Source organism: Micromonospora sp. M42, assembly GCF_000568915.1.
GTDB classification, from domain to species: domain Bacteria; phylum Actinomycetota; class Actinomycetes; order Mycobacteriales; family Micromonosporaceae; genus Micromonospora; species Micromonospora chalcea.
Genome location: NZ_KK037233.1, coordinates 5137333 through 5161576, shown reverse-complemented (window position 1 = coordinate 5161576; position 24244 = coordinate 5137333). Strand labels below are relative to the sequence as shown.

Genomic DNA, 24244 nt, shown 5'->3' with positions numbered 1-24244 from the left:
GTGAGGGGGTGCACGACGAGCCCATCGACCCGTTCAACGGCGACCCTGCCGATCCGGCTGCCGGTCTGCACGATCCCGGCGACGACGACGCGCTCGACCCGCTGACCGACGTCGAACGCCAGGACGTGCTGGAGGACCTCGCCGATCTGGAGATCTACCAGGCGCTGCTCCAGCCGATCGGGGTGCGCGGCTTGGTGATCGAGTGCGAGGACTGCCGCGAGCCGCACTACTTCGACTGGGACCTGCTGCGCGGAAACCTGCGCCACCTGCTCAACTCGGGGCGCCCCCGGGTGCACGAACCGGCCTACGACCCGGACCCGGACCATTACGTGAGCTGGGACTACGCCCGTGGCTACGCCGACGGCGTGCACGACACGCTCACCGAGGGCACCGACGACTCCGCGTCGGAGTGACTCCGGCCCGGGTCAGGCGACCAGGCCGGCCCGGAATCCGGCCGCCACGGCGTGTGCCCGGTCCCGCGCCCCGAGCTTGCGGAACAGCCGTCGGGCGTGCGTCTTGACCGTGTCCTCGGAGACGAACAACTCCCGCCCGATCTCCGCGTTGCTCTTGCCCTCGGCCATGCCGAGCAGCACCTGAAGCTCCCGCTCGGTCAGCCCGATGGCGCCGCGCGGCGTCCGGGCCGGGCGCTGACCGGCGCCCGGGCGGGCCGCCTCCGCCGCGTCGGCCGCCGCCGGGTCCTCCGCGTCCTCACCCCGCTGCACCGGCACCACCGTGGGCAGGCCGGCCGCGTCCACCGGCGCCGCCGCCGGCCAGCCGGGCCCACCCGGGGTACGCCCCGCCGACCGGGCCGGACCGCCGACCGCTGCCGCGTCCCGGGCGGTGTCCGCCACCCGGTGCCTGTTGCTCCGCCCGGGAGCGGAGAGCAGCAGCAGCGCCTTGGCGACCGCGCTGGTCAGATCGTGGTCGGCGTTCTGGATCAGGCCGCGCGCTCCGGCGCTGATGGTGGCCGCCGCCGACTCCGACTCCTCGGCCCCGAGCAGCAGCACCGCCGCCTGCGGCGCGCGGGCCAGCACCCGGCGCACGAAACCGGCGCTGTCCGGCCGGGTCAGCGCGGTGTCGGCGAGCACCACGTCCACCGGGCGCTCCGCGAGCCGCAACATCACCTCCGGATCGGAGACGGCCGTCCGGACGACGCCGGACAGCCCGAGCCGCGCCGCCGCGGAGGTCAGATGCTGGGCCGCCAATGGTGTCCGAACGCACACAAGAACACTACGCACAGTGGTCTCCTCTCCGACTCAGAGCAGACCATGCGGAGGTGGGCTCGGGAGGGGGTTCCGGGCAATCATCCGAACTTTTCCGACAGATGGGGCATATGCCACCGACTGTCCGAGGTTTTCGATCACAGATGTGTGAGGCGCGGACCGCTCGGGTACCGAGGGGTTCATCCGGAACCGGCATCCCGCGCGGACCGCCGCCCGGTAGCTGGCCACGAACATTCTCCGCGGTGCCGCGCGGGAGGAGGGGTGCTGATGTCGAACGTACGTAGGCTGCCTGGACCGATCGACGAGCTCTGGGACTGGCAGCGGCTCGGGGCCTGCCGTGGCCGCGACAGCGCGCAGTTCTTCCACCCGGACGGCGAGCGCGGCTCCTCCCGGCTGCGCCGCGAGATGGGCGCCAAGTCCGTCTGCCGCGCCTGCCCGGTACGCGCCGAGTGCGCCGCCCACGCGCTCTCCGTACGCGAGCCGTACGGCGTCTGGGGCGGGTTCAGCGAGTCCGAGCGGCTGCGGCTGCTCGCGCTCGGCTGGGAGGACCTGGCCGACCGCCGCCAGACCAAGGTGGACATCGCCCGGCTGGAGGCGCGCCTCGGCCGCCCGCACAACACCGCCGTGCCGGACCAGCGCAAGGTCGCCTGACCGGCTTCACGACCCCCGACGCCGCGCCCCGGATCCCGGGGCGCGGCGTCGTGTCGTGGCCCGGGGCATCCGCTGGCCCCCGCACCCCGGCGCGGCGAAGGCCGCCGCTGGGCGACTCGCCTACCGTTTCGAATACCAGGATCGGCGTTCCAGAGGCTAGGACACCACATAGATCTTGGTATGAAACGGCCCTTATAGGGGCCGTTTCATACCAAGATCTCTTTCGTGAGCGCTCGGGAGTCTGGACTCAGGCCGGAGCCAAGCGGCGCGCACCCGATCGGCAGGCACCCGCCAGTGGCACGGGCAGGCCATCTCCCCACCGAGAGCGGTCCTCGCGACGGTGCGGGTCAGGTGACTGTGACCCTTACCGTGTGCCATCCCGTCGCGCCGTCCGGGGCGACCGGGGCGCGCTGTTCCGTCTGGGTCTCGCCGGTGCTGTCGGTCGCCCGGACCTGGAGCGTGTGCTCGCCCGGTGTGGCGTCCCACCGCCAGGACCACTGAACCCAGGTGTCCGCCGACACCGCCGGGGCGAGCGTCGCCTCCTGCCAGGGGCCGCCGTCGACACGTACCTCGACGCGCCGCACGCCCCTGTGCTGCGCCCACGCCACACCGGCGACGGTCACCGGACCGGCGGCGGGACGGCTGCGGGGCCGGGGCGTGTCGATCCGGGACTGCGTCTTGATCGGGCCCTGCGCTGACCAGCCGCGCGGCACCCAGTACGCGTCGAAGTCGGCGAAGCTGGTCAGCTCCAGCTCGGTGATCCACTTGCACGCGGAGACGTACCCGTAGAGGCCCGGCACCACCATCCGCACCGGGAAGCCGTGCTGGATCGGCAGCGGCTCGCCGTTCATTCCGACCGCGAGCAGCGCGTCCCGCCCGTCGCGCAGCACCGAGGTGGGCGTGCCGCACGTCCAGCCGTCGACGGCGCGCCCGACCACCTGGTCCGCGCCGTCCTCCGGGTCCGCCTCGTCCAGCAGTTCCCTGATCGGTACGCCGAGCCAGCGCGCGTTGCCGATCAGGTCGCCGCCCACCTCGTTGGAGACGCAGGCGAGCGTCACGTAGCGCTCGACCAGCGGGCGGGCGAGCAGGTCGTCGAAGCTCAGCTCGATCGGGTTGCGGACCCGCCCGTGGATGCGCAGCCGCCAGGTGACCGGGTCCACCTGCGGCACCACCAGCGCGGTGTCGATCCGGTAGAACTCCCGGTTCGGCGTGACGTACGGCGCGAGCCGGGACAGCGACAGGTCCGCTCCGGCCGGCACCGGTGGGGCGGGCGCGACCGGGGCGGGCAGCGTCACCGCGTCCCGGGCCGCCGATACGCCGCGCCGGCCGGCCAGCCAGTGCCCGCCCAGCCCGGCCACCGCCGCCGCGCCGGTGAGCAGCCCGGCGCCACGCAGGAACCGCCGCCGCGACTCCGCGTCGTCGTGCCGGACCGGCTCCCAGCCGCCCGGCGTCTCCCCCTCCCGGGCCAGCGCGGCGACCGCCGGAGGCGGGGCGGATGGCTGGGGCGACGCGGACGGCGGCTCGCTGTCCCCCATACATCCTAAGCTACCCGAAAACTGTACCAGGATGAAAATACTCTGAACTGACCTCCTGGTGAAGCTCTGTGGAAGAACCCAAAATGGAAGGTGACCCCATGCTTTATGAACACCCGCTCATGCCGTACTGTGCTAATGCAGTGGTCCAAGGCTGACTCCAAACATCTGTCCATAAGCGCGTAACGTTGACCAGTGAGGGCAGCGTTCGAAGGCGTCCGCGCCGGCCCGGGTCAGCGCGGCGGCGACACCGAGCGCGGCGAAACGCGGCGATGCCGGCCAGGCCGATCACCAGCGCCGGGCCGCTCCCAGGCCCAGCAGCGCGCCGAAGACGGCCAGCAGCAGCGCCGTCCCGATCAGCAGCGCGATCTTGTCGTACGTGCCGAAGACGTCGATGGCGAGCTGCTTGAGCGACTCGGGCACCAGGTCGACGACGAGTCCGCCGACGGCGACGAGTGGAGCGGACCGGGGGCCGGTCAGGACCGCCACGGGTTCGGCGGCGCCGAGCGCCACCACGGCGGCGACGACACCGGCCGACGCCGCCCGGCGGGGGGAGAGGGTGCTCACGGGCTCCAGTCTGGTCGCCCCGCGGGCCCGGCTGCCAATCTCGTCAGCGATCCGTAAGGACATATGCGTCAGGGCACACCACCGGGTCGGCGGTGTGCCCTGACGTCGGGCGTACTCCTCGGGTCAGAAGCCCGGGCCGTGCTGGTGGCCGTGCCCGTGCGAGTGGCCGTGGCCACCGGCGGCCGGCTCCGGCTCGGCCGGCTTCTCCACCACGAGGCTCTCGGTGGTGAGCAGCAGGCCGGCGATCGAGGCGGCGTTGCTGACCGCGTTGCGGGTCACCTTCACCGGGTCGATGATGCCGGACTTGGCCAGGTCGACGTACTCGCCGGTGGCGGCGTCGAGGCCGTGGCCCCAGTCCTTGCCGACGACCTTCTGCACCACCACGTAGCCGTCGTGGCCGGCGTTCTGGGCGATCCAGCGCAGCGGCTCGACGAGCGACTTGCGCACGATCGAGACGCCGACCTTCTCGTCACCGGTGAAGCCCAGGTCGTCGTCGAGCGCCGGCAGGATCTGGGCCAGGGCGGCGCCGCCACCCGGGACCGTGCCCTCCTCGACCGCGGCCTTGGTCGCGGCGATGGCGTCCTCGATGCGGTGCTTGCGCTCCTTCATCTCGACCTCGGTGGCCGCGCCGACCTTGATCACGGCGATGCCGCCGGAGAGCTTCGCCAGCCGCTCGGCCAGCTTCTCCCGGTCCCACTCCGAGTCGGAGGCCTCGATCTCCTTGCGGATCTGGGCGACCCGGTCGGCGACCTCGGAGGCCTGCCCGCCACCGTCGACGACAGTGGTGTTCTCCTTGTCGACCACGACGCGGCGGGCGGTGCCGAGCACCTCCAGGCCGACCTGGTCGAGCTTGTAGCCCAGCTCCGGGGCGACCAGCTCGGCGCCGGTCAGGATCGCCATGTCCTGGAGCATCGCCTTGCGGCGGTCGCCGAAGCCGGGGGCCTTGACCGCGCAGACCTTGACGGTCTTGCGCAGCGCGTTGACCACGAGCGTCGACAGGGCCTGGCCCTCGACGTCCTCGGCGACGATGAGCAGCGGCTTGTTGTTCTGGAGAACCTTCTCCAGCAGCGGCAGCAGCTCCTCGATCGCCGAGATCTTCTGCGTGGTGATCAGGATGTACGGGTCCTCCAGGACCGCCTCCTGCGCCTCCAGGTCGGTGACGAAGTTCGGCGAGATGAAGCCCTTGTCGAACTGGAGACCCTCGGTCACCTCCAGCTCGGTGGTGAGCGCGGAGCCCTCCTCGACGGTGATGACGCCGTCGCGGCCGACCTTCTCCATCGCCTCGGCGATCAGCTCACCGATCGCGGCGTCCTGCGCGGAGACGGTCGCGACGTGCGCGATCGACTCCTTGCCGGCGACCTCGACGGCCTTGCCGAGCAGCGCCTCGGAGACCTTGGCGGCCGCCGCGTCGATGCCCCGCTTCAGGCCGGTCGGGTTGGCGCCGGCGGCCACGTTGCGCAGGCCCTCGCGGACCATGGCCTGGGCCAGCACGGTGGCGGTGGTGGTCCCGTCGCCGGCGACGTCGTTGGTCTTGGTCGCCACCTCCTTGACCAGCTGCGCGCCGAGGTTCTCGTACGGGTTGGTGAGCTCGATCTCCTTGGCGATGGTCACGCCGTCGTTGGTGATCGTGGGCGCACCGAACTTCTTGTCCAGGACGACGTTGCGCCCGCGCGGGCCGAGGGTGACCTTGACCGCGTCCGCGAGGGCGTTGACACCGTGCTCGAGCAGGTGCCGGGCGTCGTCCGAGAAGCTGAGGATCTTCGCCATCAGTATCCCTTCGAAGCGACGTTGCCCCGGCCCGGCGAGCCGGACCGGGGCAACGACACTGATCGGTTGCTTACTTCTCGATGACCGCGAGGACGTCGCGGGCGGAGAGCACCAGGTACTCCTCGCCGGCGTACTTGACCTCGGTGCCGCCGTACTTCGAGTAGAGGACGGTGTCGCCGACCTTCACGTCGATCGGCACGCGGTTGCCCTTGTCGTCGATCCGGCCCGGGCCGACAGCGAGGACGGTGCCCTCCTGCGGCTTCTCCTTGGCGGTGTCGGGGATCACGATGCCCGAGGCGGTGGTGGTCTCGGCCTCGTTCGCCTGGACCACGATGCGGTCCTCGAGCGGCTTGATCGCAACCTTGGTCGCGGTAGTCACGGGCATACCCTCCCGGGTACTTGGTGTCGTTGCCGGCCGGCGTGCCGACCAGCGTCAATCTGCCACATGCCACCGGGCGGGGCCGTCGTCGCGGGTGCCGGTCCGCCTGGCGCTCAACCCCCGGGCACGAGGCTCGGGCGTTGGCACCCTCAGGGTGAGAGTGCTAATCGCAGGTTATTCCTCGGCTAGCACTCCGTCAAGGAGAGTGCCAACGCGCGTCGCCCTCCGTGTCGCGCCGGAACCGGCCCGGGAGAATGGGCGCGTGGATCTCGACCTGCTCGCCGTGCTGCGTACCCCCGAGGGGTCGGCGGCGCTCGCCGCGGCCGGGCGGGGGGCCGGCGGCGACCCGCTGGCGGCGGCGGCCGCGCTGCGCTCGGCCGGGATTCCGGGCGACCTCGCCGCCGCCGCGCTGACCCAGGCCGAGCTGCGCCGCCGGGCAGCAGGCAAGTTCGGCGCGGCGGCGGCCGGGATGTTCCTCACCCGGCCCGGGCTGGAGCAGGCCACCCGCGGGGTGGTCGCCGGCCGCCGGGCCGCACGGCTGCGCGCCGCGGGCGTGACCACGCTGGCCGACCTGGGTTGCGGCCTGGGCGCCGACGCGCTCGCCGCTGCCCGCGCCGGCATCCGGGTGTACGCGGTGGAGGCCGACCCGCTGACCGCCGCGATGGCCGCCGCGAACGCCGAGGCGGCCGGGCTCGCCGATCTGGTGACAGTCGAGTGCGGCGACGCCACGGAGTTCGACGTGAGCCGCGTCGACGGCGCGTTCTGCGATCCGGCGCGGCGGCGGGCCGGCACCGGGCGGCGCGTCTTCGACCCGAACTCCTACTCGCCGCCGTGGGACTTCGTCATCGGTCTCGCCGCGCGGGTGCCGCGCACAGTGGTGAAGGTCGCGCCGGGGCTGGACCACGCGCTGATCCCGGCGGGCGCCGAGGCGGAGTGGGTGAGCGTGGACGGCGACCTGGTCGAGGCAGCGCTCTGGTGCGGCGAGCTGGCCGGCGTACCGCGCCGCGCCACCCTGCTGCGCGAGAAGGAAGGGCCCCTTCTTAACGCCTCCGGTAGTAAAAGGGTCCCTTCCTATCACCTCACCGGCACGGGCGCGCAGGAGGCGCCGGTGGGGCCGGTCCGGCGCTTCCTCTACGACCCGGACCCGGCGGTGGTGCGCGCGCACCTGGTCGCCGAGCTGGCCACGGACCTCGACGCCACGCTCGCCGACCCGTCGATCGCCTACCTGTACGCCGACGAGGCCCGGCCCACCCCGTTCGCCCGCTGCCTGGAGATCACCGACGTGCTGCCGTTCTCGCTGAAGCGGCTGCGCGCCCTGCTGCGGGAACGCCGGGTCGGCCGGGTGGAGATCCGCAAGCGCGGGTCGGCGCTGGAGCCGGAGAAGCTGCGCCGTGACCTGCGGCTGTCCGGCGAGGCGGCGGCCGACCTGGTGCTGACCCGGGTGGCGGGCGACCCCACGGTGCTCGTGTGCCGGCCGGTTCCGGTCGGCGGCTGACCCGGCTCACGTTTCCAGCTCGCGGTGTCGCGGCGCGCGGGTTAGCTTGAGCCCGTGGCGGGCCCTGGCACTCCGGCGATCGCGTTGCTGAGCAAGCGGAAGATCGCCCACAGCATCCACCCGTACGACGTCTCGCCGGACGCGCCGAACTACGGCGCGCTCGTGGCCGCGGCGCTCGGGGTGGCACCGGACCGGGTGTTCAAGTCGCTGGTCACCGAGGTCGACGGCGGGCTGACCGTGGCGGTGGTGCCGGTGACCGGCGAGCTGGACCTGAAGGCGCTGGCCGCCGCGGTGGGCGGCAAGCGCGCGGTGATGGCGGACCGGGCGGTGGCCGAGCGGGCGACCGGGTACGTGCGGGGCGGCATCAGTCCGCTCGGCCAACGTAAGCGGCTACCGACAGTCGTCGACTCCTCGGCGCTGGCGCACCCGACCGTGTACGTGTCGGCGGGCCGCCGGGGATTGCAGGTGCAGCTCACGCCGACGGATCTGGTGGCGCTCACCGGGGCGGCCACGGCATCGATCGCCGCCACCTGAGCGGGCTCGTGACGGTACGTGTGGGAGCGTTCCCGGAGCGCGCTCTCCCGGCGGTGTCCCGCGGGTGACAACCGCGTTGCTGAATTGTTACCGCCGCCAACAAACTTCTGACCTCGGCAGTCTTGCGGCGCATGGGAGGCGGGGAATACGTTGCCGGACACAACAAAACATCACCACTCCCCCACCTCCGAAAGGACCCTGCACATGCGCAAGGGCTTCCTCACCTTCGCGGCCGTCGGTCTCCTCGCGACCGGCAGCATGGCCGCCTGCGGTGACAACGGCGGTTCTTCCGACGAGGCCGGCGGCTCCAACGCCAAGAAGCCGAAGATCGGCGTGATCCTGCCGGACAGCAAGTCCTCCGCCCGCTGGGAGGGCGCGGACCGCAAGTACCTCAAGGCGGCGTTCGACGCGGCCGGCGTCGACTCCGACATCCAGAACGCGCAGAACGACAAGACCGCGTTCCAGACCATCGCCGACCAGATGATCACCAGCGGCGTCAACGTCCTGATGATCGTCAACCTGGACTCCGGCACCGGCAAGGCCGTGCTCGACAAGGCCAAGTCGCAGGGCGTCGCGACCATCGACTACGACCGGCTGACCCTGGGCGGCTCCGCCCAGTACTACGTCAGCTTCGACAACGAGGCCGTCGGCAAGCTCCAGGGCGAGGGCCTGAGCAAGTGCCTGACCGACAAGGGCGTCAAGAACCCGTCGATCGCGTACCTCAACGGCTCGCCGACCGACAACAACGCCACCCTGTTCAAGAACGGGTACGACTCGGTGCTCAAGCCGAAGTTCGACTCGAAGGAGTACACCAAGGTCGCCGACGACCCGGTGCCGGCCTGGGACAACGCGCAGGCCGCCACGATCTTCGAGCAGCAGATGACCAAGGCCGGCGGCAAGATCGACGGCGTGCTCGCCGCCAACGACGGTCTCGGCAACGCGGCCATCTCGGTGCTGAAGAAGAACAAGCTCAACGGCAAGGTCCCGGTGACCGGTCAGGACGCCACCAAGGAGGGCCTGCAGAACATCCTCGCCGGTGACCAGTGCATGACCGTCTACAAGGCGGTCAAGAAGGAGGCGGACGCCGCCGCCGAGCTGGCCATCGCGCTCGCCAAGGGTGAGCGGAAGGACACCGGCCAGACGGTCAAGGACCCGGAGGGCAACCGGGACGTGCCGGCCGTGCTGCTGGAGCCCAAGGCCATCTTCAAGGACAACGTCAAGGACGTCGTGGCCGACGGCTACGTCACCAAGGAAGAACTCTGCACCGGTGCCTTCGCGAAGCTCTGCACCGACGCCGGCGTGAGCTGACCCACCCGCCTCAGGCGGCGCCGCCCGGCACGGGTTCTCCCGTGCCGGGCGGCGCCCGCGCCGGACGGGATCCGAGACCTCCCTCCGCCCAAAGGAGAACCCCGTGTCCGCAACCCCCCTGCTGGAGCTACGCGGGATCGACAAGAGCTTCGGTCCCGTCCAGGTGCTGCGCGACGTCGCCTTCGCCGCGCACCCCGGCGAGGTGACCGCGCTCGTCGGTGACAACGGCGCCGGCAAGTCGACCCTGGTCAAGTGCATCAGCGGCATCCACCCCACCGACGCCGGCGAGTTCCTCTTCGACGGCCGGCCGGTGACCATCAACAGCCCCCGGGACGCCGCCGCGCTCGGGATCGAGGTCGTCTACCAGGATCTCGCGCTCTGCGACAACCTCGACATCGTGCAGAACATGTTCCTCGGCCGGGAGAAGCGCAGCGGCATCGTGCTCGACGAGCCGACCATGGAGCAGATGGCCGCCGAGACGCTCGCCGGCCTGAGCGTGCGCACCGTGAAGTCGCTGCGCCAGCACGTGGCCAGCCTCTCCGGCGGCCAGCGGCAGACCGTCGCCATCGCCAAGGCCGTGCTCTGGAACAGCCGGCTGGTCATCCTGGACGAGCCGACCGCCGCGCTCGGCGTCGCGCAGACCGCCCAGGTGCTGGAGCTGGTGCGCCGGCTGGCCGACAACGGCCTGGCCGTGGTGCTCATCTCGCACAACATGAACGACGTCTTCGCCGTCTCCGACCGGATCGCCGCGCTCTACCTCGGCCAGATGGTCGCCCAGGTGAAGACCACCGACATCACCCACTCGCAGGTGGTCGAGCTGATCACCGCCGGCCGATCCGGCGGCCTCGGCCTCACCGGCGAGCCGGGCGGCAACGGCGCCGCGCCCGCCGACACCACCCCAGGAGCCATCCGATGACCGCCATCGTCGTGAAGAAGGAAGGCCCGGCCGGCGTCGCGCCGACACCGACCCTGAACAGCCACGTGAACAACTACTGGCGCCGGGTACGCGGCGGCGACATCGGCGCGCTCCCCGCGGTGGTCATGCTCGTGGCGCTGGCGGTGGGCTTCTCGATCGCCCGCCCGTCGTTCTTCACCGCCGGCAACCTGGCGAACCTGTTCACCCAGGGCGCGGCGGTCACGCTCATCGCCATGGGCCTGGTCTTCGTCCTGCTGCTCGGCGAGATCGACCTCTCCGCCGGCTTCGCCAGCGGCGTCTGCGCCGCGATCCTGGCCAACGTGGTCACCGTGCTCGGCTACCCCTGGTACGTGGCGGTGCTCGCCGCCGTCGTCACCGGTCTGGTGATCGGCACCGTGCTGGGCCTGCTGGTCGCCAAGGTCGGCATCCCGTCCTTCGTGGTGACGCTCGCCGGGTTCCTCGCCTTCCAGGGTGTCGTGCTGACGCTGATGGACGAGGGCGCCAACATCGCGATCCGCGACGACGTGCTCGTCGCGATCGCCAACCGCAACCTCTCCCCGGCGCTGGGCTGGGCGCTCGCCGCGGTGGCCGTCGCCGGGTACGCGGCAGTGCAGTTGCTCCGGTACCGCAACCGGGCCGCCCGTGGCCTGCTCACCGACCCGCTCACGGTGGTCGGCGCGCGGATCGCCGGCCTGGCCGTGATCCTCGGCGTGGCGGTCTACGTCCTCAACCTGGAGCGCAGCCGCAACGTGCTGATCACCTCGCTCAAGGGCGTGCCGATCGTGGTGCCGATCATCGCGGTGCTGCTGATCGTCTGGACGTTCGTGCTCCAGCGCACCAGCTACGGGCGGCACATCTACGCGGTCGGCGGCAACGCCGAGGCGGCCCGCCGGGCCGGCATCAACGTCGACCGGATCCGTATCTCCGTCTTCGTCATCTGCTCCTCGATGGCCGCCATCGGTGGCATCGTGGCCGCCAGCAGGGGCAACTCGGTCGACCCCAACACCGGGGGCAGTAACGTACTGCTCTACGCCGTCGGCGCGGCGGTGATCGGTGGCACCAGCCTCTTCGGCGGCAAGGGCCGGGTCCTCGACGCCGTGCTCGGAGGCGCGGTGGTCGCGGTCATCGACAACGGTATGGGACTGATGGGATACAGCTCGGGCGTCAAGTACGTGGTCACCGGCGTGGTGCTGCTCGCCGCGGCGACCATCGACGCGCTCTCGCGTCGGCGGGCCGCCGCGACCGGCAACCGCTGAGCAGGGGTACGGAAACACCATGGCAGTGGCAATGCGCGCGGGCCCCAGTCAGGACGAGATCCGTCGGCAGAACCTGGGCGCATTGCTCCGATACGTGCACGTCCACGGGGCCACCACCCGCGCCGAGCTGACCACCGCGCTCGGACTCAACCGCAGCACCATCGGCGCGCTGACCGCGGACCTGGCCGGCGCCGGTCTGGTCAGCGAGGGGACGCCGAAGGAGACCGGCCGGGCCGGACGACCGTCACTCGTCGTCCGGCCCGAGTCGGGGCGGGTCTACGCGTACGCGTACAGCGTCGAGGTGGACCGGCTGCGGGCCGCGCGGGTCGGACTCGGCGGTGAGGTGCTCGACCGCCGGGAGATGGACCGGCCGCGCAACCTGGTCGCCGGGGAGGCCGCCCCGCTGCTCGCCGGCGCGGTCAAGGAGATGCACCAGTCGGTGCCGCCGGACGCGATCTGCGTCGGCGCCGGCGTGGCGGTGTGCGGCATGGTCCGCCGCGAGGACGGGCTGGTCCGGCTCAGCCCCACCACCGGCTGGGTGGACGAGCCGATCGGTGCGGCGCTCGCCGTCGAGCTGGGGATAGACGTACCGATCACGGTGGGCAACGTGGCCGACGTGGCCGCGTACGCCGAGCACGCCCGGGGCGCGGCGGTCGGCTGCGACAACGTCATCTACATCTACGGCGACGTCGGTGTGGGCGCGGGCATCATCGCGGGAGGGCGGCGGCTGAGGGGGCACGGCGGCTACGGCGGCGAGGTGGGCCACATGGTGGTGGTCCGCGACGGGGTGCGCTGCGACTGCGGCCGGCGCGGCTGCTGGGAGACCGAGATCGGCGAGCACGGGCTGCTGCGCGCCGCCGGCCGGTCCGAGGCGCGCGGCCGGGACGCGCTGCTGGCGGTCTTCGACGCCGCCGACCGGGGCGACGCCCGCGCGCAGACCGCGGTACGGCAGGCCGGCGACTGGCTCGGCTTCGGCGTCGCGAACCTGGTGAACATCTTCAACCCGGAGATGGTCATCTTCGGCGGCACCATGCGTGACCTCTACCTGGCCTCCGCCGCGCAGGTGCGCAGCCGGCTCAACTCCAACGGGCTGCCCGCGTGCCTGGAGCACGTGCGGCTGCGTACCCCGAAGCTGGGCGACGACGCGGCGCTGATCGGCGCCGCCGAGCTGGCGTTCGAACGACTCCTCGCCGATCCGCTGAACTGATCGGCCCGGTGATCCGTACCAGTGTGCGGACGGGCGGCCGGCTTGCGCGGCCGTCCACGACCCCGCGTACCGGTCCGGACCGAGGAGGCACCGCAACCATGGCATCGCTGGAATCCGCACGCCGCAAGCTGGCGCACCGGGTGGTACTGCTGCTCGCCGCGCTGGGCGCGGGGATCGGCGTCGTTCCCGGGACGGCGCAGGCCGCGCCCAACCCCGGCGTGCAGATGAACGCCGCCGACATGACGCTGCTCAACGGCGTACGGCTGGCCGGGCTGTGGGAGATGCCGGCCGGGCAGATGGCGGCCGAGAAGGGCCAGTCCGCCCGGGTACGCGAGGTCGGCGCGGAGATCGCCAAGCAGCACGCGGAGCTGGACCAGCTGGTGGTCGAGGCGGCCAACAAGCTCGGCGCCACCCTGCCGACGGATCCGACGGCAGAGCAGCAGGGGTGGCTGACCGAGATGCGGAACGCCACCGGCGCCCGGTTCGACCAGATCTTCGTCACCCGGCTGCGGGTCGCCCACGGCAAGATCTTCCCGGTGATCGGCGCGGTCCGGGCCAGCACCCGCGACCCGATCGTGCGGAAGCTGGCCGAGGACGCCAACAAGTTCGTCAACGACCACATGACCATGCTGGAGAGCACCGGGCTGGTGCGCTGGCAGCAGTTGCCGCCGGCCGCGCTGCCGCCCGCGCAGAGCGACTCGCTCGTCGCCGCCGCCCAGGCCAACGTGGGCAGCGGCGGTGGGCTCCAGGTCGGCACCGGACTGGTGTGGGCGGTGTTCCTGATCGCGCTCGGCACCGGCGGGTACGCCACCTGGCGGCTGACCCGCCGCTCCTAGCGGGGCGGCGGCGTCAGCGGTCGACCTGGGCGAAGTCCCAGCTGTGCGGCGGGCGGGCGATCAGGCGCGCCGGTGGCTCGGGCAGTTCCCGGGGGTTGTTCCGCCACTTGGAGATGACCACGAGCCGGTGGTCGGTGGAGGAGAACACCTCGCTGGAGACGTGCATCGGGTCGTGCTCGAACTCGGGCAGCGCGGTCTCGCAGACCCAGGTGATCAGGTCGGCGAAGCCGTACGACTCGGCCTTGGCCTCCCACATCCGGACGATCATGTCGGTTTCCTCCCCGCTCACACACTGACCACTGTCAGCGGCATCGCCGAGTCGGCCGGCAGGTCCAGCCGGCTCGGCGCGACGCCCGCGGCGACCAGGTGCGAGCCGAGCGCGGCCACCATCGCGCCGTTGTCCGTGCAGAGCTTCGGCCGGGGCGTACGCACCCGGATGCCGTACTTGCCGGCCCGCTGCTCGGCCATCGCCCGCAGCCGGGAGTTGGCTGCCACTCCGCCGCCGATCACCAGCGTGTCGATGCCGCTGGTGCGGCAGGCGTCGATCGCCTTGCCGACCAGCACGTCGCAGACCGCCTCCTGGAAGGACGCCGCCACGTCGGCGACCGGGACCGGCTCACCGGCCCGCTGCCGCGCCTCCACCCAGCGGGCCACCGCCGTCTTCAGGCCGGAGAAGGAGAAGTCGAACCGGTGTCCGACCAGGTCCTTCGCGGCGGTCAGCCCGCGCGGGAAGGCGATCGCCGCCGGGTCACCGGCACGCGCTTCGCGGTCGATGTACGGTCCGCCCGGGAACGGCAGCCCGAGCAGCCGGGCCACCTTGTCGAACGCCTCGCCGGCCGCGTCGTCGATGGTGGCGCCGAGCGGTACGACGTCGCGGGCCAGGTCGTCGACGCGCAGCAGCGAGGAGTGGCCGCCGGAGACCAGCAGCGCGATGGCGGGCTCGGGCAGCGGGCCGTGTTCGAGCGTGTCCACAGCCACGTGCGCGGCGAGGTGGTTCACCCCGTACACCGGCTTTTCCGCCGCGACCGCGTACCCCTTGGCGGCGGCGACCCCGACGAGCAGCGCGCCGGCCAGGCCAGGCCCGGAGGTCACGGCGATGGCGTCGATGTCGGCGATGGTGACGCCTGCCTCGCGCAGCGCCCGGTCCATGGTCGGCACGATCGCCTCCAGGTGGGCGCGGCTGGCCACCTCGGGCACCACGCCGCCGAACCGGGCGTGCTCCTCGACGCTGGAGGCGAGCGCGTCGGCGAGCAGCGTGTGCCCGCGCACGATGCCCACGCCGGTCTCGTCGCAGGAGGTCTCGATGCCGAGGATCAGTGGTTCGTCAGCCATGCGCGTCAGTCCTCGTTGCGCTGCATGACCAGCGCGTCGGTGTTGCTCGGTTGGTAGTAGCCGCGTCGTACGCCGATCGGCTCGAAGCCGTAGCCGGCGTAGAGCCGCTGCGCCGGGGCGTTGTCCGCGGCGACCTCCAGCAGCGTGCTGCGGACGCCGCGCCGGGCCGCCTCGGCGAGCAGCGCCTCCAGCAGCAGCCGGCCGATGCCCCGCCGCTGCGCGTCCCGGCGGACCGCGACGTTCTGCACCCATGCCTCGTCGGGCGGGTAGACGGCCAGCCCGGCGTAGCCGAGCACGGTGCCGTCGTCGTCGGTGGCGGCGAGATAGAAGTGGCCGTTGGCGAGTTCGTTCCAGAACATCGCCGCCGACCACTGCTCGGCGCCGAACAGGTCCGCCTCGATGGGCAGCACCTCCTCGACGTGCCACCAGCGGAACCGGGCCCAGCCTCATGTAGGACCGGCTTGTGCCGGTGGCGGCGACCGCGTCCGGGGAAGTAACACCATGCTAGGAGGCCCCCCTGGTAAGGTGTTCGTTCGATTTTCCTTTGGGTGGCCATGTAAACAAGGGCTGCTCCACAGTACACCTCGCGGTTGGGCGTTTATGTCCCTATGTATTCGTCTTCACTGCGGTAAGAGCACAAGGAGCTAGTTGGCGTCTGCCATGATAATTCATCAGGAAAAGTGTGATCCCTTTCATAGTTATAGTGCGCGCCCGCCCCGCTGCGCGACCACCCGGGGCCGCCACCTCCGGGCCGGCCAGGCGCTGACCCGGCGCCGTCGTAGACGGCCCAGTAGATCTCCCGCCGCCGCGCGTCGCTCGCCGCAAGCACCGGCTCGCCGGCGGCCGCCGGGTGGCCGAGCCCGTCCAGCGAGCAGACACCGTACGTGGGGACGCCGAGCACCTGACCCATGGTGGCGGCGGTGACCAGCCCGACGCGCAGCCCGGTGAACGGGCCCGGGCCGAGGCCGGCGACGATCGCGGCCAGGTCGGCGGGCCGCGCGCCGACGTCCGCCAGCACGGCGTCGACCTGCGGCGCGAGCAGCTCGCCGTGGGCGCGGGCGTCGACGGTGCACCGGGACGCACGAACCGCGACGCCGTCCGCCGAGACCTCGGCCAGCGCCGCGGTCACCGCGGGCGTCGAGGAGTCCACCACGAGTACGAGCACGGTAAGCCAGCCTAGCCGTCCGCCCCGTCCGCCCTCGGCACGCCCTCGCCGCTGACCCGGTCACGGTGCGTAGTGTCCCGACGGAAGAGGTGACCTGGGAGCGATATACCTCTCGGTCATAAATATGACTCACAGGTATATCGCTCGACGGCGAGTTGCCATCCTCCGGAGATGACGGAGAGTCGCCTGGCCCAGGAGATCGCCCGCGCCCTGCGCCACGAACGGGAACTGGCCGGACTCACCCAGCAGGCCCTGGCCGCGCGGGTCGGGATCAGCCAGGCCGCCGTCGCCCGGATCGAGCGCGGCGACCGGCTGCCCAGCCTGACCACCGCGGAACGTCTGCTCGCCGCGCTGGATCGGCAACTGCGGATCGAGGTCGAGCCGCTGGACAGTCACCTGGACGCGGCGCTGGACGAAATGGCCGGGACCGCGCTGACCGAGCGGATCGATCATCTCCGGCTGGACCCGATCATGGACGCGCTGGGCGACCTGCCGTACGTGCTGGCGGGCGGCACGGCGGCCCTGTTGCAGGGCGCGCCGCTGCCGGTGGACGCGGTCGAGATCGCGGTGCGGTGGCGGGACTCCCCGCGGTTCACGGCGTTCCTGGAGCGGGGCCGCGCGCAGCGCTGGGATGCCCGATGGCAGGAGTGGGGCGGGGGCCACCCGGAGCCCGAGGAACCGGGCGAGCACCGCTGGCGGACCCGGTTCGGCGAGCTGCGGGCCCGGATGTGCGACGAACTGCCTGAGCCCATCGAGGTCCGCCTCGGTGAACGTACGTACCCGGTGGAGCCGCTGATCGAGGTGGAGGTGACCGACAAGCGTACGGCCGAGCTGCTGTCCCGGTACCGCCGGCGCCTCGCCGCGGCGGGCGAGGCGCCGGACGGGTCAGCCGGCTGAGCGTTCCCAGTCGACGGTGGGCAGCCCCGCGTCGGCGAGCGCCTTGTTTGCCGCGCTGAACGGACGGCTGCCGAGGAAGCCGCGCGGGTTCATCGGGCTCGGGTGCCCGGCCTCCAGCACCACGTGCCGCGGGTTGGTCACCAGCGCCGCCTTCTTGCGGGCGTAGCCGCCCCAGAGCAGGAAGACCACGCGCTGGTCGAGCGCGTCCAGCGCCCGGATCGTGGCGTCGGTGAACTCCTCCCAGCCCTTGTTCGCGTGCGAGCCGGGGGTGGCCTGCCGGACCGTCAGCACCGAGTTGAGCAGCAGCACGCCCTGCGCGGCCCAGCCGTCGAGGTTTCCGCTGCGCGGCTTGGGCACGCCCAGGTCCTCGCTCAGCTCCTTGAAGACGTTGCGCAGCGACGGCGGCACCGCCACCCCCTCGCGCACGCTGAAGCTCAGCCCGTGCGCCTGGCCCGCCTTGTGGTACGGGTCCTGGCCGAGGATGAGCACCCTCGTGTCGGCCGGCGCGCAGTGCCGGTAGGCGGAGAACAGGTCCTCCAGCGGCGGGAAGACCGTGGCGGTCGCGTACTCCCGGGTGACGAACTCGGCCAGCGCGGCGGTGCGGGCCGGGTCGAGGTGGGGGGTGAGCACGGCACGCCAGGCCTCCGGCAACAGCGCCGGCAGGTCCAGGGTGGGGGCGTCGGGCATCGGCAACCTCTCCTAGTCGGTCGCCATCTTCCTACCAGCCGCGACCGACACTCCCGGGCAGCGGCCGGGCCGGGTACTGGACGGGAAAAGTTACCGGAGCGTAACCTACTGGCAAGTTACTTACGCCACACCACCACTGCTAGCTTGCATCCACCACCGTCGATGCTCGCTAGGAGTGCCCGTGAGCAGCAGGAACACCCGTCCCCGCACGCCCTCCGCCCGCCGCGCGATCGGCCTCCGGATCCTCGCCGTCGCCGCGGCGGCAGCCACCTACCTGGCCGGATCCGGCGCAGCCGCAGCCGCCGACGACGCCCCGCCCGTGGTCTCCCGCGGCGTGACCATCCCCGCCTTCTACCACCCGCCCGCCGACCTGCCCGCCACCAACGGCACGCTGATCCGCACCGAACCCCTGCCGCTCGGCCTGAGCATTCCCGGGCTCGACGGCCGCCCGATGCCCGGCACCGCCACCCGACTCATGTACCGGTCCACCGACTCCAACGGCCGGCCCGTCGCGGTGACCGGCGCCTACATCGAACCGTCGGCGGTGTGGCGGGGCGCCGGCCCGCGCCCGCTCGTCGCCGTCGCCTCCGGAACCATGGGGCAGGGCGACCAGTGCGCGCCGTCGTTCTCGCTGCAACACCCGCTCACGCTCACCGGCGACACCCTGTCCGTCGGCTACGAGGCCCTGGCGATCTATCGTTTGCTCGCCACCGGCGCGGCCGTCGTCGTCACCGACTACGTCGGCCTGGGCACGACCGACCGGCTGCACACCTACGTCAACCGCCTCGACGGGGGACGCGCCCTGCTCGACGCGGCCCGCGCCGCCCGCGCCGTACCCGGAGCATCGGTCACCGCCCAGTCCCGCGTCGGTCTCTACGGCTACAGCCAGGGCGGGGGCGCCAGCGCCGCGGCCGCCGAACTCCAGTCCACCTACGCGCCCGACGTGCCGCTCGCCGGCACCTACGTCGGCGCGCCGCCCGCCGACCTCACCGCGGTCATCGGCGGCATCGACGGCAGCGCGCTGGTGGGGGCGCTGGGGTGGTCGCTGAACGGCTTCGCCCAGTCCGACCCGGCGCTGCGGGACGTCATCGAGGCCGCCGTCAACGACACCGGCCGGGCGGCGCTGAAGGACACCTCGACCATGTGCGTCGGCGACGCGATCCTCCGGTACGCGTTCACCAGGAGCAGCAAGTGGATCACCGGCGGCCGCTCCCTCACCGCCGTCATCGCCGCCTCGCCCGAGGCCCAGGCCGTCCTCGACCGGCAGCGCATCGGCACGCTCAAGCCCACCGGCCCGGTACGTGTGGCAACAGGCATCCAGGACGACATCGTGCCCCACCGGCAGGCCCGTCAACTGGCTGTCGACTGGTGCCGCAGGGGCGGCAACGTGACCTACCAGGCGATCAGCCTGCCCAACCTCGGCGACAAGATCCTCACCAACCACCTGGTGCCGCTCATCACCGACCAGGGCGACGCGGTGGCCTGGATGAGCGACCGGCTCGCCGGGCGGACCGCCTACTCCAACTGCTGGACGATGCCCCTTCAGCCCTGACTCAGGACAGTTCGGCGACCCGGGCGGCCCAGTCGCCACCGACCGGTTCCAGCGTGACCGCCCGGGTGTCGTCGTCGCGGCGGTCGATGCGTACCCGCAGGTGCGCGTCGACCAGCTGCTCGACCATTCCCTCGCCCCACTCCACCACTGTCACCGCCTCGTCCACCGAGGCGTCCAGGTCGAGGTCGTCGATCTCCGCCCGCGGGTCGGCGGCCTCACCCAGGCGGTACGCGTCGGCGTGCACGAGCGTCACCCGGCCGCCCCGATCCGGGTCGGGGCGGTGCACCCGGGCGATGACGAAGGTGGGCGAGGTGATGTCGCCGCGTACGCCCAGGCCGGCGCCGATGCCCTGGGTCAGCGCGGTCTTGCCGGCCCCGAGCGGGCCACTGAGCAGCAGCAGGTCACCCGCGCGCAGCACCCCGGCCAGCCGACGCCCGAACTCGTGGGTGTCGTCGACCGTCTTCAGCTCCACGACCACTGTCATAGCGAATCCAGGAACCTCTCCAGAGCCGCGTTCACCTCGTCGGCGTGCTCCAGCATCACCACGTGCCCGCTGTCGTCGATCTTCACGAACTCGGCGTGCGGCAGCCGCCGGACGATCTCCTCGGAGTGTGTCACCGGCGTGATCATGTCCTTGTCCCCCACGATCACCAGCACCGGCGTGCCGGCCAGCGCGGCCAGCGCCGGGAACCGGGAGTGGGTGGCGATCGTCCGCAGGTAGCGGGTGACCGTGTCGGCCGAGGTGCGCGAGTTCATCATCTCGACGTACGACACCAGGGCCGGGCTCGGCGCCGAGGTGCCGAAGCCGTACTTGCGGGTGAGCAGCCAGGCCACGTTCGAGGTCGACCGGCGCGCCCGGTCGATCACCGTGCCGCCGTACCGGGTGGCGTTGCTCATCATGTAGAGCACCGGCGAGCCGACGCGGCCGAGCAGCGCGGGCGCCACCAGCTTCGTCTCCGCCGCCAGACCGCCCGAGGTCGCCATCAGCACGGTGCCGACCACGCGGTCACCGAACATCTCCGGGTACAGCTCGGCCAGCGCCATGATCGTCATGCCGCCCATCGAGTGCCCGACCAGCACCAGCGGGCCCTCCGGGGCCACCTCGTCGAGCACCCGGCGCAGCGTGTGGCCCAGCGCGGTCAGGTCGTACTCGCCGCTCTCCAGCCGGCCGGAACGGCCGTGCCCCGGCTGGTCGTACGCGACCACCCGGTAGTCGCCGCGCTCGGCGAGCCGCTTGCGCTGGAAGTGGAACGTGCCCATGTCCAGGCAGAACCCGTGCACCAGCACCACAGTCGGGTGCCCGGCGACCGGGCGGGTCGGCTCGACCACCTCCACGTGGATGTCGGTGCCGTCCGGCATCTCCAGCCGGTACGCCTGGTCGTAGCGCTGCTCGCCGAAGACCTCGTCGGCGTACCTGTCGGTGGGGTCGTTCTTGAGCCGGCGGACCAGCACCCGCTCGCTGACCACGCCCGCCGCGAGCCCGGCGGCGGCCACCCCGACGGCGGCGCCGACCAGCCCGGCGACCTTGCCGGCGGCGGTACGCGGACGCGGCAACCGGAGACTCATGCGCGCTCGCCGTCGTAGAACCGGGGCACCCGCACGCCGCCGAAACGGGTCACGATCTCGTAGTTGATGGTGCCGACCGCCTCGGCCCAGTCGTCGGCTGTGGGCCCGCCGTCCGCGCCGTCGCCGAACAGCGTCACCATGTCACCGGCGGCCACCTCGTCGTCGCCGCAGTCGACCACGAACTGGTCCATGCAGACCCGGCCGGAAATGTTCCGGCGCTTGCCGGCGAGGTGCACCGGGCCGGTGTTGGAGGCGTGCCGGGGCACACCGTCGGCGTAGCCGAGCGGCACCACCGCCAGGTTGGTCTCCTGCTCGGTGAGGTAGGTGTGCCCGTAGGAGACGCCGGTGCCGGCCGCGACCCGCTTGGTCAGCATCACCCGGGCGCGGGCGGTCATCGCCGGGCGCAGGCCGAACTGCTCGCCCGCGACCGGCGACAGACCGTAGACCGCGATGCCGGGCCGGACCAGGTCGAAGTGCGTGTCCGGCCGGGTCAGCGTGGCGGCCGAGTTGGCCAGGTGGCGGTACCGAGGGCGCAGACCGGCGCGCGTCACCATCTCCAGCCCCTCGTGGAAGACGGCGAGCTGGCGGTCGGTGGTGGGGTGGCCGGGCGAGTCCGCGTACACGAAGTGGCTCCACACGCCGACCACCTCGACCAGGCCGTCGGCCTGGGCCTTCGCGGCGGCCTCCAGCAGCGCCGGCCAGTCGGCGACGGTGGCGCCGCCCCGCGCCAACCCGGTGTCGATCTTGAGGTGCAGCCGGGCCGGGCGGTCCGCCCGGCGGCTCGCCTCGATCATCTCGTCGAGCTGGGTGAGGCTGGCGCAGCCGAGGTCGACGCCGACGGTGATCCCGTCGTGCAGCGGCAGCCCGGGTGTGAGCAGCCAGGCCAGCACCGGCGCGGTGATGCCGTCCTGGCGCAGCCGCAGCGCCTCGTCCAGCGTGCAGACGCCGAGCTGGTCCGCCCCCGCGTCGAGCGCCGCGCGGGCGGCGGGCACCATGCCGTGGCCGTAGCCGTCGCCCTTGACCACCGCCATCAGCTCGGCGCTGGTGCCGGCCTTGAGCCGGGTCACGTTCTCCCGGATCGCGTCCAGGTCGACGCGCACCTCCGACTGCCACATGTCCCCAGCCTACTTCCGTCAGTGATCATCAGCGCCCTGAGCCGTGCGGGCGGTGCCCGTCGCCACCCGGGCGTCGCCGCCCGGATCAGCCCAGCCGGGCCAGTACCGGACGCAACGCCGCCGCCACGTCGGGCGCGGTGACCGGACCGCCGCGCGCCGCCTCCCGGCCGGCCAGCCCGTGCAGGTACGCCGCCGCGGCGGCCGCCCGCTCCGGGGCCAGCCCGGCGGCGAGCAGCGAACCGAGCAGCCCGGCCAGCACGTCGCCGGTGCCGCCGGTGGCCAGCACCGGCGTGCCGGTCGGATTCACGTACGCGCGGCCGTCGGGCGTGCCGATGATCGTGTGGTCACCCTTGAGCAGCACCACCGCGTTCATCCAGGCGGCCAGCCGCAGCGCGGCGGCGACCCGGTCCTCCCCCGGCATCTCGCCGCAGAGCCGGGCGTACTCCCGGTCGTGCGGCGTCACCACGATCGGCGCGTCCCGGCCGCGCAGCCGGTCGGCCAGCTTGCCGTCGACGAGCAGCGTCAGCGCGTCCGCGTCGAGCACCACCGGCACCGGCGCGGCAAGCACCGCGCGCAGCTCGGCGGCGGACTCCTCGCCCGTACCGAGGCCGGAGCCGCACACCCACGCCTGCACCCGGCCCGCGTCCGCGACCCGGCCGGTGGCGATCACCGACGGGTGCTGGTGCAGCACCTCGCCCTTGGCGCTCCCGGCGTAGCGGACCAGGCCGGTCGGGCCGGCGAGCGCCCCGGCGACCGAGAGCACCGCGGCGCCGGGGTAGGTGGCCGAGCCGGTGGCCACGCCGACCACACCCCTGGTGTACTTCTCCGACGACGCGCCCAGCTCCGGCCACCAGCCGACCACGTCCGTCTGCTCGATCACCTGGAGCGCCGGGGTGCCGCGCAGCCACGGCGTCAGCCCGATGTCGACCAGCTCGACCTCGCCGGCCAGCTCGGCGGCCGGGCCGACGACCAGCGCCGGTTTGAGCGCGCCGAACGCCACCGTCACGTCGGCGCGGACCGCGCGGGGCCGCCCGGCGTCGGTCAGCGGGACGTGGCCGGTGTCGACGGCGACGCCGCTCGGCACATCGACAGCGACCACCGTAGCGGGCCCACCGTCGCGCCCGCGCTGCCCGGTCAGGCTCGCGGCCAACTGCTCGGCGGTCTCCCTCAGCCCGCCGGTGCCGCCGATGCCCACGATCCCGTCGAGCACCAGGTCGGCTCCGGCGGGCGGCCGGTCGACGACGCGCCCGCCGGCGGCACGCAGGGCCGCCAGCCCTTCCGCGTGCGCCCGCCCGGGGCTCAGCAGCAGCGCGGCCACCGCAGCGCCCCGGCGGGCCAGGTGCGCGCCCGCGAAGAGCGCGTCACCGCCGTTGTCGCCGGAGCCGATCAGCAGCAGCACCCGGGCGCCGTAGACCCCGCCCCGGTCACCGAGCAGCAGGGCGCAGCGCCGGGCCAGCCCGGCCGCGGCCCGCTGCATCAGCGCCCCGGGCGGAAGGGTGGCCATCAGGCCCGCCTCCGCCGCGCGAACGTCCGCGACGCGCCATACCGGTCTCATGCCACCCCGTCCCGTTCGTCGCGCCGGCTCAGCGCCCGCCCGCCGCTGCCCCGGTCACGGCCTCACCCTACCGGCGGTACGAACCCGGGACCGGCTGACGGAAACGCCCTGTGGAAAACCCCGGCCGTTGTCCACAGGGGTCGGCGGCCGGGTCGCCGGGCGGCCTAGCGTCCCGGTGTCCGGGGCCGGTGGGTGGCGTCGGGCAACGTGGGGAGGTCACGTGGTGGAGAAACCGTTCGACGTCGACCCGGAGCTGCTGCGCGCGGTCGCACGGGAGCTGGCCGACGACGCGTACCGGCTGGCCACCGGGCCGGGGGGCGGCGCCGGAGGCGCTGCTGGTGGCGGCGCCGGACGGCTGGCGGGCCGGGGCGGCGCTGGCCGACCTGGAGTCCGCGGTACGGCGCTGGTCCGGCGCGCTCGGCGCCCGGGTGGCCGACACCGCCGGGGCGTTGCGCCGCGGGGCGGACGGCTACGAGGCGGTGGACGAGCGCGCCGCGCGCCGCCTCAGCGGGGTGCTCCGGTGACCGGCGGCGCTCCCGGGCGGCCCGATCCGAGCTCCGGAGGGCCCGGCGAGGGCCCGGCGGACGTCGGGTACGCGCAGCTCTGGCGGGCCGATCCGGGCGCCTGGTCCACGGCCGGGGTGGCCTGGCGAGGGCTCGCCGGGCCGGTGCGCCGTCGCGCCGACGCGCTGACCGCCCGGATCG

Annotated in this window: 23 protein-coding genes and 3 pseudogenes; 13 read left to right on the top strand and 13 right to left on the bottom strand. The window is 72.8% G+C overall.

Translation table 11 applies throughout. From position 1 onward, the window contains the following. The first annotated feature begins 8 nt into the window (after window positions 1-8). A complete protein-coding gene (locus MCBG_RS23865; protein ID WP_043328334.1) occupies window positions 9-413 on the top strand; it encodes a DUF5319 domain-containing protein in 405 nt (134 codons plus the stop codon). A gap of 12 nt (window positions 414-425) precedes the next feature. Here the strand turns inward: MCBG_RS23865 and MCBG_RS23860 are convergent, their stop codons facing one another. Beyond that, on the bottom strand, window positions 426-1238 hold the full coding sequence (locus tag MCBG_RS23860; RefSeq protein WP_043328333.1) for a helix-turn-helix transcriptional regulator: 813 nt from the start codon (window positions 1236-1238) through the stop codon (window positions 426-428). 252 nt (window positions 1239-1490) lie between these two features. On the opposite strand from MCBG_RS23860, the gene MCBG_RS23855 reads away from it, so the two are divergent. After that, a complete protein-coding gene (locus MCBG_RS23855; RefSeq protein ID WP_013288543.1) occupies window positions 1491-1874 on the top strand; it encodes a WhiB family transcriptional regulator in 384 nt (127 codons plus the stop codon). A 347-nt stretch (window positions 1875-2221) separates the two neighbouring features. On the opposite strand, the pseudogene MCBG_RS35325 reads toward MCBG_RS23855, so the two are convergent. The 3 genes and pseudogenes from MCBG_RS35325 to groES all read right to left on the bottom strand — a co-directional run bounded on the left by MCBG_RS35325 (window position 2222) and on the right by groES (window position 6125). Next, window positions 2222-3973: pseudogene (locus tag MCBG_RS35325) on the bottom strand (molybdopterin-dependent oxidoreductase). 123 nt (window positions 3974-4096) lie between these two features. Then, complete coding sequence (gene groL / locus MCBG_RS23845; RefSeq protein WP_043328331.1) at window positions 4097-5740, bottom strand: chaperonin GroEL; 1644 nt, start codon at window positions 5738-5740, stop codon at window positions 4097-4099. A 70-nt stretch (window positions 5741-5810) separates the two neighbouring features. After that, on the bottom strand, window positions 5811-6125 hold the full coding sequence (gene groES / locus MCBG_RS23840; RefSeq protein ID WP_018222648.1) for a co-chaperone GroES: 315 nt from the start codon (window positions 6123-6125) through the stop codon (window positions 5811-5813). A 256-nt stretch (window positions 6126-6381) separates the two neighbouring features. Here groES and MCBG_RS23835 point away from each other — a divergent pair, with 256 nt between their 5' ends. The 7 genes from MCBG_RS23835 to MCBG_RS23805 all read left to right on the top strand — a co-directional run bounded on the left by MCBG_RS23835 (window position 6382) and on the right by MCBG_RS23805 (window position 13671). Continuing rightward, a complete protein-coding gene (locus MCBG_RS23835; protein ID WP_043328329.1) occupies window positions 6382-7614 on the top strand; it encodes a THUMP-like domain-containing protein in 1233 nt (410 codons plus the stop codon). 54 nt (window positions 7615-7668) lie between these two features. Next, window positions 7669-8148: a Cys-tRNA(Pro) deacylase gene (gene ybaK / locus MCBG_RS23830; RefSeq protein WP_043328327.1), complete on the top strand. Its 480-nt coding sequence runs from the start codon at window positions 7669-7671 to the stop codon at window positions 8146-8148. A gap of 204 nt (window positions 8149-8352) precedes the next feature. Beyond that, window positions 8353-9456 carry a sugar ABC transporter substrate-binding protein gene (locus MCBG_RS23825; RefSeq protein ID WP_043328325.1) on the top strand — a complete coding sequence of 368 codons (1104 nt, stop codon included), beginning with the start codon at window positions 8353-8355 and terminating at the stop codon, window positions 9454-9456. A gap of 103 nt (window positions 9457-9559) precedes the next feature. Further along, window positions 9560-10372 carry an ATP-binding cassette domain-containing protein gene (locus MCBG_RS23820; protein WP_043328323.1) on the top strand — a complete coding sequence of 271 codons (813 nt, stop codon included), beginning with the start codon at window positions 9560-9562 and terminating at the stop codon, window positions 10370-10372. Beyond that, entirely contained in the window at window positions 10369-11628 is a 1260-nt protein-coding gene (locus tag MCBG_RS23815) for a sugar ABC transporter permease (RefSeq protein ID WP_043328321.1), read from the top strand. Before MCBG_RS23820 ends, MCBG_RS23815 begins: the two co-directional genes overlap by 4 nt. Before the next feature lie 31 nt (window positions 11629-11659). Then, the gene (locus MCBG_RS23810; RefSeq protein WP_030501547.1) at window positions 11660-12835 is read left to right on the top strand and encodes an ROK family protein; all 1176 of its coding nucleotides are present in this window, start codon (window positions 11660-11662) and stop codon (window positions 12833-12835) included. A gap of 98 nt (window positions 12836-12933) precedes the next feature. Then, window positions 12934-13671 (top strand): DUF4142 domain-containing protein, encoded by a 738-nt coding sequence (locus tag MCBG_RS23805; RefSeq protein ID WP_043328319.1) that lies wholly within the window; start codon window positions 12934-12936, stop codon window positions 13669-13671. Between the two features lie 13 nt (window positions 13672-13684). Here MCBG_RS23805 and MCBG_RS23800 read toward each other — a convergent pair whose 3' ends face one another. From MCBG_RS23800 to tsaB, 4 genes and pseudogenes are all read right to left on the bottom strand, one after another. Beyond that, window positions 13685-13939, bottom strand: a complete 255-nt coding sequence (locus MCBG_RS23800) for a hypothetical protein (RefSeq protein ID WP_030501549.1) — start codon at window positions 13937-13939, stop codon at window positions 13685-13687. Between the two features lie 17 nt (window positions 13940-13956). After that, a complete protein-coding gene (gene tsaD / locus MCBG_RS23795) occupies window positions 13957-15003 on the bottom strand; it encodes a tRNA (adenosine(37)-N6)-threonylcarbamoyltransferase complex transferase subunit TsaD (RefSeq protein ID WP_030501550.1) in 1047 nt (348 codons plus the stop codon). Between the two features lie 5 nt (window positions 15004-15008). Then, entirely contained in the window at window positions 15009-15413 is a 405-nt protein-coding gene (rimI, locus tag MCBG_RS23790; protein ID WP_043328316.1) for a ribosomal protein S18-alanine N-acetyltransferase, read from the bottom strand. A 283-nt stretch (window positions 15414-15696) separates the two neighbouring features. After that, window positions 15697-16168: pseudogene (gene tsaB, locus MCBG_RS23785) on the bottom strand (tRNA (adenosine(37)-N6)-threonylcarbamoyltransferase complex dimerization subunit type 1 TsaB); the annotation flags it as partial. Between the two features lie 171 nt (window positions 16169-16339). Here tsaB and MCBG_RS23780 point away from each other — a divergent pair. Continuing rightward, window positions 16340-17065 carry a helix-turn-helix domain-containing protein gene (locus tag MCBG_RS23780; protein ID WP_043328314.1) on the top strand — a complete coding sequence of 242 codons (726 nt, stop codon included), beginning with the start codon at window positions 16340-16342 and terminating at the stop codon, window positions 17063-17065. Here MCBG_RS23780 and ung read toward each other — a convergent pair. Further along, window positions 17054-17752: a uracil-DNA glycosylase gene (gene ung, locus MCBG_RS23775; RefSeq protein ID WP_043328313.1), complete on the bottom strand. Its 699-nt coding sequence runs from the start codon at window positions 17750-17752 to the stop codon at window positions 17054-17056. The genes MCBG_RS23780 and ung overlap by 12 nt on opposite strands. A 181-nt stretch (window positions 17753-17933) precedes the next feature. Here ung and MCBG_RS23770 point away from each other — a divergent pair, with 181 nt between their 5' ends. Beyond that, window positions 17934-19304 (top strand): lipase family protein, encoded by a 1371-nt coding sequence (locus tag MCBG_RS23770; protein ID WP_043328311.1) that lies wholly within the window; start codon window positions 17934-17936, stop codon window positions 19302-19304. 1 nt (window position 19305) lies between these two features. Here the strand turns inward: MCBG_RS23770 and tsaE are convergent, their stop codons facing one another. The 4 genes from tsaE to MCBG_RS23750 all read right to left on the bottom strand — a co-directional run bounded on the left by tsaE (window position 19306) and on the right by MCBG_RS23750 (window position 23540). Further along, window positions 19306-19788 (bottom strand): tRNA (adenosine(37)-N6)-threonylcarbamoyltransferase complex ATPase subunit type 1 TsaE, encoded by a 483-nt coding sequence (gene tsaE / locus MCBG_RS23765; RefSeq protein WP_043328309.1) that lies wholly within the window; start codon window positions 19786-19788, stop codon window positions 19306-19308. Next, complete coding sequence (locus MCBG_RS23760; RefSeq protein ID WP_043328307.1) at window positions 19785-20870, bottom strand: alpha/beta fold hydrolase; 1086 nt, start codon at window positions 20868-20870, stop codon at window positions 19785-19787. Before MCBG_RS23760 ends, tsaE begins: the two co-directional genes overlap by 4 nt. Then, window positions 20867-21985 carry an alanine racemase gene (gene alr, locus MCBG_RS23755; protein WP_043328305.1) on the bottom strand — a complete coding sequence of 373 codons (1119 nt, stop codon included), beginning with the start codon at window positions 21983-21985 and terminating at the stop codon, window positions 20867-20869. Before alr ends, MCBG_RS23760 begins: the two co-directional genes overlap by 4 nt. An 85-nt stretch (window positions 21986-22070) precedes the next feature. Then, on the bottom strand, window positions 22071-23540 hold the full coding sequence (locus tag MCBG_RS23750; protein WP_043328303.1) for an NAD(P)H-hydrate dehydratase: 1470 nt from the start codon (window positions 23538-23540) through the stop codon (window positions 22071-22073). 338 nt (window positions 23541-23878) lie between these two features. Here MCBG_RS23750 and MCBG_RS34335 point away from each other — a divergent pair, with 338 nt between their 5' ends. Together MCBG_RS34335 and MCBG_RS23740 are read left to right on the top strand one after the other, a co-directional pair. Next, window positions 23879-24064 carry a hypothetical protein gene (locus MCBG_RS34335; protein WP_223201309.1) on the top strand — a complete coding sequence of 62 codons (186 nt, stop codon included), beginning with the start codon at window positions 23879-23881 and terminating at the stop codon, window positions 24062-24064. After that, window positions 24061-24244: pseudogene (locus MCBG_RS23740) on the top strand (hypothetical protein); the annotation flags it as partial. The gene MCBG_RS34335 and the pseudogene MCBG_RS23740, both read left to right, overlap by 4 nt.